We start from the raw sequence: 14,148 nt of genomic DNA, 5'->3' as shown, positions 1-14,148 counted from the left end.
CCCGGGACAACGCCCGGGAACTGCGCCATTACCTCATCTGCACCGAGCCGCTGACATTCACCAGCACCGTGCTTTTACCGGCTTCGACCGGCACGGCGGCATCGGCCATTTCAGACTTGGCCTGCATCGCCATCACACGCGGGCGCGGCGGGTAGCCCTGCTCGTTGGCGTTGATGGACACCTCGCGCAGCGTGTAGCCACCAAAACCAAAGCCTTTGGCGACCTCGACCGCCTTGGCCTTGAAGCGTTCAATCGCCTGCGCCTGGGCTTCGCCCTCGACCCTGGCGCGCTGCTCGCGGCTCAGCGCAAAGCTGACATTGGCCAGCGTCAGGGTCTGGATTTTGCCGGCCGTGGTGGTGATGCGCGAGAAGTCCTTGCCTTCCAGCACCAGCTCGGTGCTGCCCTGCCAGCCGTTGATCTTGCCGTCCTTGTTATAGCGCGGGTAGAGGCTGAAATTTCCGGTGCGCACCTCCATCTGGCCGGGCGCGGCCGCCTGTTTGGCCTGGGTCAGCGCGGTGTCCAGAGCCTGCTTGAGCTGGGCCTGCACCGCGTTGGCATCGCTGCCGCCGGCCGAGGTGCTCATGGAAATTGACAGCAAATCCTGCTGCACCTCGACCGAGCCGCTGGCCGAGAGTTGCGCCACGTTTTGCAGCGGGTTGCGCTGAATATCTTGTGCAAAAGAGGCGCTAGCCCCCACCAACAGGGCGCAAGCAGCTATCAATTTTGTAGTACGCATCGGTTCGATTACCTTTCGGATTAAAAAAGAGGAAAAGCGGAAAAAGGTTTTCAGCCTTCAGGTGGCCAGAAATTTGAGCGGCTCGAAGCGGCCGCCGGTCACGCTGTCGGGGTTGACGCCCCACCAGTCTTTGGCCACGCTGGCGTAGAGCTGGCGAAAGTCGGTGCTGTAGCCGGTATTTTGCGTGCTGTCGAGCCGGTCCAAATCCGGCGCCTGCCCATAAAAGCCGCCGCGCACCGCGCCGCCGGCCACGAAGTGCGGCGCCGCCGTGCCATGGTCGGTGCCGTTGGAGCTGTTTTGCGCCGCGCGCCGGCCAAACTCCGAAAACGTCATCAGCAGCGTGCGCTCCCAGGCGCCGAGTTCGGTCAGCGCGCCTTTCAGCGCGGCCAGGCCCTCGGCCAGTTGCCTGAGCAGGTTGGCGTGGGTGGCCAACTGGTTCTGGTGCGTGTCAAAACTGCCGAGCGTCAGCGTGATCACCGGCACCCCGCCCTTGCCCTCCTGGTCTTTTTGCGAGGCGACCACCTGCGCAGCGGCCCGCACGCCGTTGCCAAAGGCGCCGGCCGGAAACTGCGTGCTGAAGCTGTAGCGCTCGGCCCGCAAGCCCTGTGCGGCCTGGTTCACATCGCTTTCAACCTGCAGCAGGTGCTGTAGCGCCGGATTGCCTTTGCCGCGTGCCACGAAGGCGTCGTCCAAGCCCTGCGCCAGCCGGGACTGGTTGACGAAGGCTTCGGGGTTGTTCAGGCTGATGGCGCGGGCCCCGGCCAGCGGGCCCAGGTCGTTGCGGCCTATCAGCACGCCTTCGGTGGTGAAACTGCTGCGCCCCGCCAGACCGGCCTTCATGCCGCGCGCGACCCAGCCTTCCTGCAGGTATTCGCCAGACCTGGAAGCGGTGTCCCAGATTTCGATGGAACGGAAATGCGACAGATTGGGCTGCGGGTAGCCCACGCCCTGAACGATGCCGAGTTCGCCCTTTTCCCACAGCGGCAACAGCGGTGAAAGCGCCGCATGCAGGCCGGTCTGGGCGTCGAGCCGGATAAGCTCCTCGGGCTTGAGGCCGATGACGGGGCGCAGCGCGTGGTAGCGGCTGTCGGCATAGGGCACGACCGTGTTCAGGCCGTCATTGCCGCCCTTGAGCTCGACCAGAATCAGGTTGCGGTCAGCCGCCGAGGCGGCGCGCCGCGCGCTGGCCTGGGCCCAGCCCGGCGCATGGGCGCCCAGCAAGGCCGCTGCGCTGGCGCTGGAAAACAGGCTGACAAAGTCGCGTCGTTGCATGGCGGCGCCGTCCTTATTTGCTTATTTGAGTTGGTAGGCCGGATCGAGCGTGAGCACGCGCAGGTAGACCAGGCCCACCGTGCCGCGGGCCAGCGCCTGCGTCGGCGGCACCGCCAGCAACGCCTGCGCCAGCCGGGTTTTGACTTCCTCGGCAGGCTCCCGGTCGGCCTGGCCGCCGTACTGCGCCAGCCAGCGGTCGCCGTCAAAGCGGGTGTTGGCCAGGCCACCGGCCGCCTGCAGCATGGCGCCCTGCCCCATGGCGGACGGCGCCATCGCGGCCTCGTCCTGACGCTCAGCTGCCTTGAGCAGCTGCTCGGTAAAGCGCTTGCGCTGCAGCAGCGTGGTGGCGTTGATCCAGTCGTTCTGGCCGGGCCAGCCCTTGACATTGGGCGGCACCAGCAGGTTTTGCCCCAGTTGCGCGGCCGTCAGCGCCAAGGGCGTGGCGTCGCCGACCGCCATGCCCAGTTGCCGCACCGTGCCCACCACCAGGTCAACCGGCGACTTGATCAGGCTGCCGCGGTTGCGCTGGTCCCAGAAGGCATCGCTCAGCAGCAAGTCCTGCAGCGCGGTGCTGATGTCGTATTGGCTTTGACGAAAACGCTCGGCGATGCGCGCTATCTCTGCCGCGTCGGCTGCAGCAGGCTCGGGCGAGACAAACTCCTTCCAGAGCTTGCCGACGATAAAGCGCGCCGCCGCCGGCTGCTCCAGCAGGATGTCGAGCGCGGCATCGCCATCGAGGTTGCCGCTGCGGCCCAGCAGCGTTTTGCTGCCGCTGTCATGAAACGCCGGCCGAAACCTGAAGCTGAAGTCATCGCGGTCGACGCTCCAGCCGGTGAAGGCGCGCGCCGCTTCCCGGATGTCCTGCTCGGTGTAGCGGCCGCCCTGGCTGGCCTCGCCCAGGGTGAACAGTTCCATCACTTCGCGCGCAAAGTTTTCGTTGGGCGCTTCCTGGCGGCTGATGGCGCCGTCCAGGTAGACCAGCATGGCCGGGTCCCTGGCCACCGCATGCAGCAGCGTGCCGAAATTGCCCAGCGCGTTGGCGCGCAGCAACTGGTGCTGGCGCCACATGGCCTGGGAGCGCACCACTTTTTGCTGCGAGGTGGCAAAGTGGTTGTGCCAGAACAGGGTCATGCGCTCGGCCAGCGGTGTCGGCGTGGCGATCATTTCGCGCAGCCACCAGCTCTTGATCTCCAGCCCCTGGCGCAGTTGCTCGCGGCGCAGGGCCTGCCGCTCTTCCTGGCTCGCCAGCCATCGAAAAGGAATGGGCGGCGGCTTTGCCACAAAAGCGGGGGGCGGGTAAAGGGGGACGGCGGCCTGCGCCCTGCGCACAATCTCTGCCACGGCCTGCCGGGGGCTCTGGCCGGTCAGCGCATTGACCTCGGCCTGGTCCGGCGCGAAGCCGGTGCGCACCAGCAGGTGGCGCGCCTGGCTGGCCGTCATGGGCGCCGCCACGGCTGCCGGATCGGCCCTGGCCGCCTGCATGCCGGTTGCCAGCGTGCTTGCAATAACCGTTGCCAAGCCTAGGCACTTTGCTATGGTTTTTATAGTTTTCATGGAGCTCCCGGGACCTGGAAAAAAACGGACGCTGGGCCAGGCGCGGTGCCACCGCAGCGCCAAAAAGCGGGGCGATCCACCGCCCGGCCCTACACCAACGCCCTGAGGCTAGCCATGGTGCACATCGGCTTCATGTGCCGCTTGCGCTGCACCGCAAACTTTGTAACAGTGTGTCAAAGTGACTGAAAAAAGCGACATTCGGCATTTTCAGCCTTCAAAATGGGCTTGTTACAAATTACCAGACCACCATGACCCAAGCTCAAACCACTGGCCGCGCCGACAAAATTCTGATCGTTGACGACGATGCCCGCATTCGTGACCTGCTGCGCCGCTACCTTGCCCAGGAAGGTTTTGAAGTCATCCTCGCCGAAGACAGCAAGGCGCTGAACCGCATCCTGCTGCGGGACGCGGTTGACCTGATCGTGCTCGACCTGATGATGCCGGGCGAGGACGGCCTTTCGATCTGCCGCCGCCTGCGCGCCGCCAATGACCGCACCCCCATCATCATGCTGACCGCCAAGGGCGAGGACGTGGACCGCATCGTCGGCCTCGAAGTCGGCGCCGACGATTACCTGGCCAAGCCCTTCAACCCGCGCGAACTGCTGGCCCGCATCCATGCGGTGCTGCGCCGCCGCCCGACGGTCGAAGTGCCGGGCGCGCCATCGAGCGACCAGGAGGTGATCACCTTCGGGCCGTTCTCGTTTGACATGGGCCTGCGCACCCTGCACAAAAACGGCGAGGAGCTGCCGCTGACCACCGGCGAATTTGCCATGCTCAAAACCCTGGTGCGGCATCCGCGCCAGCCGCTGTCGCGTGAAAAGCTGGCGCAACTGGCGCGTGGCCGCGAGTTCGAGCCGTTTGACCGCAGCCTGGACGTGCAGGTGTCGCGCCTGCGCAAGCTGATTGAGGTGGACGCCGCCGTGCCGCGCTATATCCAGACCGTCTGGGGCATTGGCTACGTGTTTGTGCCGGACGGCACCAACTAAAGCCGCCCCACAGAGCAGGCAGCCGCAAGCAGCCCTACACGCGCCAGCACTTTCGCCATTGCTACGCACATCCCCGTCCTGCCGGCTCTTTTCCCATGGACTTCACCAACCCGATACCGCTTGAAACCGCGCCGGCGCCGCTGGAGGCACGCCCGCGCCGGGAGTTCAGCCTGTTCTGGCGGACCTTTTTCTTTCTGGCGCTGCTGCTGCTCGGCTCCATCGTGGCCTGGCTGCAGACCTTTCGGGCGCTGGAGTCCGAGCCGCGCGCGATCCAGAGCGCGCACCAGCTGGCTTCGCTGGTCAACCTGAGCCGGGCCGCGCTGCGCTATTCCGACTCGATTGCCCGTGTCTCGCTGATCAAAACCCTGGCCGACGAGGAGCGGGTGCGGATTGCCCCGCGCGAACCCAAGGACCAGTTTGAGCTGTTTCAGGGCGACGAACTGGCGGACCGCATCACCCAGGAGATCAAGGCCCGGCTGGGGCCCAGCACGGTGGTGGCCAGCTCGGTCAACGGCCAGAAGGGACTGTGGGTGGGCTTTGCGATCGACGGCGACGCCTATTGGCTGCTGACCGACCCGTCCATGATAGGGACATCGCGCAACAGCACCTGGGTGATCTGGCTCACCATCGCCGCCGCCTTGTCGCTGACCGGTGCGGCGCTGATTGCGCGCCTGATCAACGAGCCGCTCAAGCAGCTGTCGTTTGCGGCCAGCCGCATGCGCGACGGCGACTTCGACGCCAGCCTGCTGGACGAAAAGGTCTCCACCAGCGAGATTCGCCAGGTCAACATCGGCTTTAATCGCATGGCCGAGCAGTTGTCCAAGATCGAGCAGGACCGGGTCATCATGCTGGCCGGCATTTCGCACGACCTGCGCACGCCGCTGGCGCGCCTGCGGCTGGAAACCGAGATGAGCGTGGCCGACGTCGACGCCCGCCAGCACATGGTGGCCGACATCGCCCAGCTCGACGCCATCATCGACAAGTTTCTCGACTACGCCCGGCCCGAATCGGCGCGGCTGGAAGAAGTCTCGCTCGGCGCCGTGATCGATGCGGCCGTATACGCCATTGGCGACTATGAAGACCTGCGTGTCACGGTCAGCATTCCGGACAACACGACGGTCATGGCCGACGAAGTCGAGCTGTCGCGGGTGCTGTCCAACCTGCTGGAAAACGCCAGGCGCTACGGCAAAACCGCCGAAACCGGCATCGCGCTGGTCGAGATCGCCGCCAAGGCGAAGGACGAGTGGGTGCTGCTCAAGCTGCGCGACCACGGCATGGGCGTGGCCCCCGAAACCCTGCCCAAGCTGACGCGGCCATTTTTCCGCGGCGACGCGGCGCGCACCGCCGCCACCGGCGCCGGCCTGGGCCTGGCGATTGTGGACAAAACCATCCAGCGCATGGGCGGCGTGTTCAACCTGGTCAACACCAGCACCGGCGGGCTGTCGGCGCACATCAAGCTGCGCCGCGGCCGGCATTAGCCCGGTTTTTGCCTGCTTTTTTTTTAGCGAAATAGCGCTCCAGCCCAATAAACATGTACGTAGACAGCTATTAAAAATATAGCAGAACACGCGCTCAGTACAGCACTACGACCGCCCGCGCCTCCATGCTCAGGCCCTGCCCGACCGGGCCGAGCTTTTCGGCGGTCTTGGCTTTCACATTGACCTGACCCAGCTGCAAGCCCAGCGCGTCGGCAATGCGCGCCCGCATCGCCGGAATGTACGGCGCCAGTTTGGGCGCCTGGGCCATCACGGTGCTGTCGATGTTGCCAATCTGCAGGCCGCATTCAGCCAGCAGGCGGCCGGTGTGCGCCAGCAGCGCGATGGAATCGGCGCCCCTGAAGCGGGCGTCGGTGTCGGGGAAATGCGAGCCTATGTCGCCCAGCGCGGCCGCGCCCAGCAAGGCGTCGGTGATGGCGTGCAGCAGCACGTCGGCGTCCGAATGCCCGAGCAGGCCCAGCGTGTGGGGAATCTCCACCCCGCCGATGAGGAGCTTGCGTCCCGGCACCAGCGCGTGGCTGTCCCAGCCCTCGCCGATGCGAAAAGTGGGAGGCTTGGGGGTTGGCACTGGATTCATGGCGGGATGGGTCAAGAAAAAACAGGTCTCAGGCGGCAGGGCTGCGTCGGCTGAGTATCGCCTCGGCCAGCGCGAAGTCCTCGGGGTAGGTGACCTTGAAATTTTGCGCGCTGCCGGCGACCAGTTTGGGGGCCAGACCCATGGCTTCCATGGCGCTGGATTCGTCGGTCACGGCCCCGACCGCTGCCGCGCCGGCGGTTTTCAGCGCCTCCAGCAAAGGCCCGATGCGAAACATCTGTGGCGTTTGCGCCAGCCATTTGTCGCCGCGCTCCAGCGTGGCCGCCACGCGGCCACCGCTTTCGCGCTTCAGCGTATCGGGCAGCTTCAGCGCCAGCAGCCCGCCCACCGCATCCTGCTGGCAGGCCTCCATCAGCTGGTTGATTTGCGCCGGCGTGATCAGGCAGCGGGCCGCGTCATGCACCAGCACCCAGTCTTGCGCCCCAGCCCCGCCCGCCAGCAGCGCCCGCAGGCCCGCGGCCACGCTGTCGGCCCGGCTGGCACCGCCGCAAGCCGCGACCTCAAACGCCCGGCCCTGCATCGGCGCAAAAAATCCGTCGCCCGGCGCCACCACCACCAGCGTGCCGGCCAGGCGCTGCACCGCCGCAAACGCTGCCAGCGTGTGCAGCACCATGGGCTGGCCGGCCACCCGCTGGTACTGCTTGGCCGTGGCCCCGCCGGCGCGGCTGCCCTGTCCGGCACAGGGAATCAGGGCAAAAAAACGGGTTTCGGCGGGGCGGGTCATCATCACTTCATCATAGATTCTAAAATTGGTGCTTGAATAAGCACGGCGCCCCATTCCGCATGGTTTGGGGTGCCCGTCGTTTTCCGCCGATTTTCGTCACCGAGCCCTTCATGCAATTACCCGCACTTACTACCGGCAAACGCTACACCCTGCCCCAGCCCGTGGGCTCGGCCGATGCCCTGCTAATGGCCGAACTGGGCCTGCGCGAAAAACTGGCGGGCAAGCTCACCGCCATCATCACGGCAGACGCCACCACGGCCCAGCGCCTGATGGACGAGATCGCTTTTTTTGCACCCACGCTGCGCTGCGCGCTGTTCCCGGACTGGGAAACCCTGCCCTACGACACCTTCTCGCCGCACCAGGACCTGATCAGCGAACGGCTGGCCACGCTCTGGCGCATCCAGCAACGCAACAAGGAAACTGGCGCCGACGTCGTCATCGTGCCGGCGACCACCGCGCTGTACCGGCTCGCCCCGCCCAGTTTTCTGGCCGGCTACACCTTTGAGTTCAAGGTCAAGCAAAAGCTCGACGAAGCCCGTTTGAAAGCGCAGTTGACGCTGGCCGGTTACAGCCACGTCACGCAGGTGGTCAGCCCCGGCGAATACGCGGTGCGCGGCGGCCTGATCGACCTGTTCCCCATGGGCTCGCTGGTGCCGTATCGGGTCGATCTGTTTGACGACGAGATCGACAGCATCCGCACCTTTGACCCCGACAGCCAGCGCAGCCTCTACCCGGTGCCCGAAGTGCGCCTGCTGCCGGGCCGCGAGTTTCCGATGGACGACGACGCGCGCGCCAAATTCCGCAGCCGCTGGCGCGAGCTGCTCGATGGCGACCCGACCAAAAGCCGCATCTACAAGGACATGGGCAACGGTGTCGCCACGGCCGGCATCGAGTATTACCTGCCGCTGTTTTTTGAAGACACCGCCACGGTGTTCGACTACCTGGGCAGCCAGGCCACGGTGGTGCTGCACGGCGACCTGGAGCCGGCGTTTCAGCGCTTCTGGCAAGACACCAAGGACCGCTACCGGCTGGTGCGTGACGCGCCCGACCGCCCCGCCTTGCCGCCCGAGTCGCTATTCCTGAGTACCGAGCAGTTTTACGCCCGCGCCAATGACCATGCGCAGTTGGCGTTGCGCGCCAGCGTGCAGGACGTGGCCGACAACGCGCAGTTTCAAAAACTCGACGACATGGCCGTGGTGCGCGGCGCCGAAGACCCGCTGGCCCGCTTCAAGGCCCATGTGCGCAACACCGCCCACCGCGTGCTGCTGCTGGCCGAAAGCGATGGCCGGCGTGAAAGCCTGCTCGACTTTCTGCGCGCCAGCGGCGTCAGCCCGCCGGCGTTTGACTCGCTCGAAGAGTTCCAGCACAGCGACGAAAAGCTGGGCATTGCCACGGCCGGGCTGAATACCGGCTTCAGCTGGCTGGAACAAGGCATCGACTTCGTCACCGAAACCGAGCTGTTTGCCGCGGGCGTCAGCATCCGCCGTCGCAACAAAAAACAGGAACAGGTCAGCGACGTCGAAGCGCTGATCAAGGACCTTTCGGAACTCAATGTCGGCGACCCGGTGGTGCACAGCGCGCACGGCATAGGCCGCTACAAGGGCCTGGTCAATCTGGACCTGGGCCAGGAAAAAACCCCCGACGGCACGCCTGCGCTGCAGGAGTTTTTGCACCTCGAATACGCCGACAAGGCCACGCTCTACGTGCCGGTCAGCCAGCTGCACCTGATCAGCCGCTACACCGGCGTCAGCGCCGAGGAAGCGCCCATGCACCGCCTGGGCAGCGGCCAGTGGGAAAAAGCCAAACGCAAGGCGGCCGAGCAGATTCGCGATTCCGCCGCCGAGCTGCTCAACATCTATGCCCGCCGCGCCGCGCGCGAGGGCCATGCCTTCCGCTACTCACCGGGTGACTACGAAGCCTTTGCCAACGACTTCGGTTTTGACGAAACCGCCGACCAGCGCGCCGCCATCCATGCGGTGATTCAGGACATGATCAGCCCGCGCCCGATGGACCGGCTGGTCTGCGGCGACGTGGGTTTCGGCAAAACCGAGGTGGCGCTGCGCGCCGCCTTCATCGCCATCACCGGCGGCAAGCAGGTGGCCTTGCTGGCGCCCACCACCTTGCTGGCCGAGCAGCACTACCAGACGCTGGTCGACCGCTTTGCCAAGTGGCCGGTCAAGGTCGCCGAGATGAGCCGCTTCAGGTCGGGCAAGGAGATCAGCGCCGCCATCAAGGGCCTGGCCGATGGCACCGTCGACATCGTGGTCGGCACCCACAAGCTGCTGAGCCAGGACGTGAAATTTGAGCGTCTGGGCCTCTTGATCATTGACGAAGAGCACCGCTTTGGCGTGCGCCACAAGGAAACCATGAAGGCCATGCGCGCCGAGGTCGATGTGCTGACGCTGACCGCCACGCCGATTCCGCGCACCCTGGGCATGGCGCTGGAAGGCCTGCGCGACCTCAGTGTGATTGCCACCGCACCGCAGCGCCGCCTGGCCATCAAGACCTTTGTACGCAGCGAAAACAACGGTGTGATCCGCGAAGCCGTGTTGCGCGAATTGAAGCGCGGCGGCCAGGTTTATTTTCTGCACAACGAAGTCGAAACGATTCAAAACCGCCGCCAGAAGCTTGAAGAACTGCTGCCCGAAGCGCGCATAGCCGTGGCCCACGGCCAGATGCCCGAGCGCGAGCTGGAGCGCGTGATGAAGGACTTTGTGGCCCAGCGTTACAACCTGCTGCTGTGCTCCACCATCATTGAGACCGGCATCGACGTGCCGACCGCCAACACCATCGTGATGAGCCGCGCCGACAAGTTCGGCCTGGCGCAGCTGCACCAGCTGCGCGGGCGCGTCGGCCGCAGCCACCACCAGGCCTATGCTTATTTGATGGTGCCCGACATTGAAGGCCTGACCAAGCAGGCCAGCCAGCGCCTGGAGGCGATTCAGCAGATGGAAGAACTCGGCTCGGGCTTTTACCTGGCCATGCATGACCTGGAAATTCGCGGCACCGGCGAGGTGCTCGGTGAAAACCAGAGCGGCAACATGCTCGAAGTCGGCTTTCAGCTGTACAACGAAATGCTTAGCGAAGCCGTGGCTTCGCTCAAGGCCGGCCGCGAGCCGGATTTGCTGTCACCGCTGAGCGTGACCACCGAGATCAACCTGCACGCCCCCGCGCTGCTGCCCAGCGACTACTGCGGCGACGTGCACCTGCGCCTGAGTTTTTACAAAAAACTCGCCACCGCCAAAAAGACCGAGCAGATTGACGACCTGCTCGAGGAAATCGTCGACCGCTTTGGCAAACTGCCGCCGCAAGCGCAAACGCTGATCGACGTGCACCGCCTGCGCGTGATTGCCCGTCCCTACGGCGTGGTCAAGGTCGATGCCGCGCCCGGCGTCATCAACATCACCTTCAAGAAAGACCCGCCCATCGACTCGATGGCGATCATGCATTTGATCCAGAAAAACCGCCACATCAAGCTGGCCGGAAACGACAAGCTGCGCATAGAGCGCGATCTGCCTGAATCTAAAGACCGCGCGCAGATGGTGCGCGATGTGCTGCGGAGTTTGGGGCAGCCCAAGCTTGAGGTCGTTACCACATAATTGCCAAACACTTATATAATTGCAGATGTAATTAAATGGAGACTCATCATGTCCCAAGTCACTATTTACATGGACGACGACGCAATGGGGCGGGCCAAAGCCGCTGCTGCTGCAGCGCGCTTGTCATTGAGCGCCTGGATCACCAAGTTGGTCAAAGAACAAGCATCGGAAACGGATGCCAACGGCTACCCTCTGGGCTTTTTTGAATCCATCGCCGCAAATTCCCATCTTTGGCAAGATTTTCCTTCTTCAGAGGAACTGCGTGCCAATGAGGTTCCAGACTTGCCCCGCGAATCCTGGTGACTTGCTGATGTATTTACTGGACACCAACACACTGATTTATTTCTTCAAGAATGAGGGGGAAGTCGCCATGCGCATGCAGCGTGTGCCGGCTCACCTCATCCAGATCCCGACAGTTGTCTGGTTTGAGCTTGAATACGGCGTGTTGCGCTCCATGCGACCGGCGCCCCAAAGGCAGAGCATGAATACCGCATCACAGACGTACAGAACGGTCAATTTTGACCACAATTGCGCCAAATCTGCGGCCTGGATCAAACACCAACTCAATGCAGCCGGTACACCTATAGGGCACTATGACCTGCTAATTGCGGGTGTAGCGCATGCCCATAATTTGACGCTGGTTACCCGAAACACCAAAGAATTCGAGCGCGTGCCGGGCCTAAGAGTAGAAAACTGGCATGACTGAACAAAGCCAAAAGGACGTGCCAAGAAATACCTTCCTGTTCGTCATTCCCGCGTAGGCGGGAATCCAGTGCTACTACGAATAGCGGAACCACATTGAAGCGCCGTACTGGATTCCCGCCTACGCGGGAATGACGAAAATACAGCCAAATAGGCCTCTAGCCCCCGTCAATCATGCGCAAGCAGCTATCAAAATAATAGTAACCCGATCACCATGCAACCCACCGAAGTTTCCCCCGGCCTGGTCGTCAACATCGCCACGCCCGACCTCAAACTCAGCGACTTCAAGCTGATCGCCTTTGACATGGACTCCACCCTGATCAACATCGAGTGCGTGGACGAAATTGCCGATGCGGCGGGCCGCAAGGCCGAAGTGGCGGCCATTACCGAAGCCGCCATGCGCGGCGAAATCACCGACTACAAGGACAGCCTGCGCCAGCGTGTGGCGCTGCTCAAGGGCGTGACGGTGGCCAGCATGGACGAGGTGTACCACCAGCGCCTGCGGCTCAACCCGGGCGCCGCCGAGCTGGTGCGGGCCTGCAAGGCCGCCGGCCTGAAGGTGCTGCTGGTCAGCGGCGGTTTCACCTTTTTCACCGACCGCATCCGTGACGAGCTGGGCATTGACTACACCCGCTCCAACCTGCTGGGGGTTGAAAACGGCCTGCTGACCGGCCGGATGGAGGACCAGCCCTGGGGCGATATTTGCGATGGCGACGAAAAACGCAGGATGCTGCTGGAAACCTGCGCCCTGCTCGGCATCAACCCGCTGCAGGCGATTGCCATGGGCGACGGCGCCAACGACCTGCCGATGATGGGGGTGGCGGGCCTGTCGGTGGCCTACCATGCCAAGCCCAGAGTGCGCGAGCAGGCCATGGTGGCCATCAACAAAGGTGGCCTGGACCGCCTGCTGGAAGTCCTGAAATAAGCACCGAGCGACATGCCGCTGTTCAAAAAATTTGAAAGCCTGCTGCACGCCTACCCCGACGCCGAGCCGGCACTGCCGCCCACGGGGTTCATGGCTTTTTTGTGGGCCTGCAGCCAGGGCGCGCGCGGCTACATCCTGACGCTGGCCGTGCTGTCGGCCGCCATGGCGGCGTTTGAGGCGCTGCTGTTTGCCATGCTGGGCCGCATTGTGGACTGGCTGCCGACGACGCAGCCGGCGCGCCTGTGGGCCGAGAAAGGCGAGACCCTGAGCCTGCTGGCGGCGGTTGTGCTGGCCAGCATCGTCGTGGTGGCGCTGCAAACCATCGTCAAGCACCAGACCGTGGCGGTGAACCTGCCAATGCGGCTGCGCTGGAACTTTCACCGGCTGATGCTGGGCCAGAGCATGGCCTTTTACCAGGACGAGTTTGCCGGGCGCCTGACGACCAAGGTGATGCAGACCGCGCTGGCGGTGCGCGACACGCTGTTTGTGCTGGCCGATGTGCTGGTGGCCATGGCGGTGTACATCGCCACCATGACGGTGCTGGCCGGCGCTTTTGACATCAAGCTGATGGTGCCGTTTCTGGTCTGGCTGGCGCTGTATATCGCTTCGCTGTTTTTCTTCGTGCCGCGCCTGGGCCACATCGGCAAGCAGCAGGCCGATGCGCGCTCGCTGATGACCGGCCGCATCACCGACGCTTACACCAACATCAGCACCGTCAAGCTGTTCTCGCACACGCACCGCGAGGCGGCCTTTGCGCGCTCGGCGATGAAGGAGTTCATGCACACCGGCTATCGCCAGATGCGGCTGGTCAGCGCGTTTGAGATCGTCAACCATGCGCTGAGCATGGGCCTGATTCTGGGCATGGCGGGCACCTCTTTGTGGCTGTGGAGCCTGGGCCAGGTCGGTGCCGGCGCGGTGGCGGCGGCCACCGCGATGGCGCTGCGCCTGCAGGGCATGTCGCACTGGATCATGTGGGAGATGGCCAGCCTGTTTGAAAGCGTGGGCACGGTGCAGGACGGCATCAACACCCTGTCGCGGCCGCGCGCGATTGTCGACGCCGACGCCGCCAGCACGCTGCAGGTGCCGCGCGGCGAGGTGCGCTTCGAGCAGGTCGGCTTTAGCTACGGCGAGGGCCGGCGCGTGATTGACGGCCTCACGCTGACGGTGAAGCCGGGCGAAAAGATTGGCCTGATTGGCCGCTCCGGCGCCGGCAAATCCACGCTGGTGAATCTGTTGCTGCGCTTTCATGACCTGGATGCGGGCCGGGTCTTGATAGACGGCCAGGACATCGCCGGCGTGACGCAGGACAGCCTGCGCAGCCAGATTGGCATGGTGACGCAGGACACCTCGCTGCTGCACCGCTCGGTGCGCGACAACATCTCGTACGGCCGGCCGGCGGCCAGCGAGGAGGAAATGATTTCCGCCTCCAGGCGCGCCGAGGCGCATGGCTTCGTGCAGAACCTGGGCGACCTGCAGGGCCGCAAGGGTTACGACGCGCATGTGGGCGAGCGCGGCGTGAAGCTCTCGGGCGGACAGCGCCAGCGCATCGCGATTGCGCG

At 64.3% G+C, this 14,148-nt stretch carries 12 protein-coding genes; 7 read left to right on the top strand and 5 right to left on the bottom strand.

The window, feature by feature from the left end; translation table 11 throughout:
• Nucleotides 1-28: 28 nt before the first annotated feature.
• Genes RMO23_RS01805 through RMO23_RS01795 form a run of 3 tightly spaced genes read right to left on the bottom strand, consistent with a single transcriptional unit; the run spans nt 29 to nt 3,490 of the window.
• Nucleotides 29-736 carry an SIMPL domain-containing protein gene (locus RMO23_RS01805; protein WP_309678387.1) on the bottom strand — a complete coding sequence of 236 codons (708 nt, stop codon included), beginning with the start codon at nt 734-736 and terminating at the stop codon, nt 29-31.
• A 57-nt stretch (nt 737-793) separates the two neighbouring features.
• Entirely contained in the window at nt 794-2,008 is a 1,215-nt protein-coding gene (locus tag RMO23_RS01800) for a DUF1501 domain-containing protein (protein WP_309678386.1), read from the bottom strand.
• A 21-nt stretch (nt 2,009-2,029) separates the two neighbouring features.
• Nucleotides 2,030-3,490: a DUF1800 family protein gene (locus RMO23_RS01795; protein ID WP_405041548.1), complete on the bottom strand. Its 1,461-nt coding sequence runs from the start codon at nt 3,488-3,490 to the stop codon at nt 2,030-2,032.
• A gap of 320 nt (nt 3,491-3,810) precedes the next feature.
• Between RMO23_RS01795 and ompR the strand changes: the two genes are divergently transcribed.
• Both ompR and RMO23_RS01785 read left to right on the top strand, forming a co-directional pair.
• A complete protein-coding gene (gene ompR, locus RMO23_RS01790; protein WP_309678384.1) occupies nt 3,811-4,548 on the top strand; it encodes a two-component system response regulator OmpR in 738 nt (245 codons plus the stop codon).
• A gap of 95 nt (nt 4,549-4,643) precedes the next feature.
• A complete protein-coding gene (locus RMO23_RS01785) occupies nt 4,644-6,026 on the top strand; it encodes an ATP-binding protein (RefSeq protein ID WP_309678383.1) in 1,383 nt (460 codons plus the stop codon).
• A gap of 94 nt (nt 6,027-6,120) precedes the next feature.
• Here the strand turns inward: RMO23_RS01785 and ispF are convergent, their stop codons facing one another.
• Nucleotides 6,121-6,621: a 2-C-methyl-D-erythritol 2,4-cyclodiphosphate synthase gene (gene ispF / locus RMO23_RS01780; RefSeq protein ID WP_309678382.1), complete on the bottom strand. Its 501-nt coding sequence runs from the start codon at nt 6,619-6,621 to the stop codon at nt 6,121-6,123.
• A gap of 28 nt (nt 6,622-6,649) precedes the next feature.
• Entirely contained in the window at nt 6,650-7,366 is a 717-nt protein-coding gene (ispD, locus tag RMO23_RS01775; protein WP_405041547.1) for a 2-C-methyl-D-erythritol 4-phosphate cytidylyltransferase, read from the bottom strand.
• 107 nt (nt 7,367-7,473) lie between these two features.
• On the opposite strand from ispD, the gene mfd reads away from it, so the two are divergent.
• From mfd to RMO23_RS01750, 5 genes are all read left to right on the top strand, one after another.
• On the top strand, nt 7,474-10,962 hold the full coding sequence (gene mfd, locus RMO23_RS01770) for a transcription-repair coupling factor (protein ID WP_309678381.1): 3,489 nt from the start codon (nt 7,474-7,476) through the stop codon (nt 10,960-10,962).
• Nucleotides 10,963-11,010: 48 nt separating this feature from the next.
• Nucleotides 11,011-11,265: a hypothetical protein gene (locus RMO23_RS01765; protein WP_309678380.1), complete on the top strand. Its 255-nt coding sequence runs from the start codon at nt 11,011-11,013 to the stop codon at nt 11,263-11,265.
• Between the two features lie 7 nt (nt 11,266-11,272).
• A complete protein-coding gene (locus RMO23_RS01760; RefSeq protein ID WP_309678379.1) occupies nt 11,273-11,668 on the top strand; it encodes a type II toxin-antitoxin system VapC family toxin in 396 nt (131 codons plus the stop codon).
• Nucleotides 11,669-11,878: 210 nt separating this feature from the next.
• Entirely contained in the window at nt 11,879-12,589 is a 711-nt protein-coding gene (gene serB, locus RMO23_RS01755; RefSeq protein ID WP_309678378.1) for a phosphoserine phosphatase SerB, read from the top strand.
• Nucleotides 12,590-12,601: 12 nt separating this feature from the next.
• The coding region (locus tag RMO23_RS01750) for an ABC transporter ATP-binding protein (protein ID WP_309678377.1) at nt 12,602-14,148 on the top strand (1,547 nt) is incomplete at its 3' end.

This window comes from Polaromonas sp. (assembly GCF_031411155.1).
Classification (GTDB): Bacteria; Pseudomonadota; Gammaproteobacteria; order Burkholderiales; family Burkholderiaceae_C; genus Polaromonas.
The sequence above is the reverse complement of the archived record's forward strand: the minus strand, read 5'-3'. Positions and strand labels throughout refer to the sequence as shown.

Bases quoted from the DNA above. Each gene is read 5' to 3' on its own strand.
- RMO23_RS01805 (WP_309678387.1), bottom strand. From the start codon at position 736: ATGCGTACTACAAAATTGATAGCTGCTTGCGCCCTGTTGGTGGGGGCT.
- RMO23_RS01800 (WP_309678386.1), bottom strand. From the start codon at position 2,008: ATGCAACGACGCGACTTTGTCAGCCTGTTTTCCAGCGCCAGCGCAGCG.
- RMO23_RS01795 (WP_405041548.1), bottom strand. From the start codon at position 3,490: ATGCAGGCGGCCAGGGCCGATCCGGCAGCCGTGGCGGCGCCCATGACG.
- ompR (WP_309678384.1), top strand. From the start codon at position 3,811: ATGACCCAAGCTCAAACCACTGGCCGCGCCGACAAAATTCTGATCGTT.
- RMO23_RS01785 (WP_309678383.1), top strand. From the start codon at position 4,644: ATGGACTTCACCAACCCGATACCGCTTGAAACCGCGCCGGCGCCGCTG.
- ispF (WP_309678382.1), bottom strand. From the start codon at position 6,621: ATGAATCCAGTGCCAACCCCCAAGCCTCCCACTTTTCGCATCGGCGAG.
- ispD (WP_405041547.1), bottom strand. From the start codon at position 7,366: ATGATGACCCGCCCCGCCGAAACCCGTTTTTTTGCCCTGATTCCCTGT.
- mfd (WP_309678381.1), top strand. From the start codon at position 7,474: ATGCAATTACCCGCACTTACTACCGGCAAACGCTACACCCTGCCCCAG.
- RMO23_RS01765 (WP_309678380.1), top strand. From the start codon at position 11,011: ATGTCCCAAGTCACTATTTACATGGACGACGACGCAATGGGGCGGGCC.
- RMO23_RS01760 (WP_309678379.1), top strand. From the start codon at position 11,273: ATGTATTTACTGGACACCAACACACTGATTTATTTCTTCAAGAATGAG.
- serB (WP_309678378.1), top strand. From the start codon at position 11,879: ATGCAACCCACCGAAGTTTCCCCCGGCCTGGTCGTCAACATCGCCACG.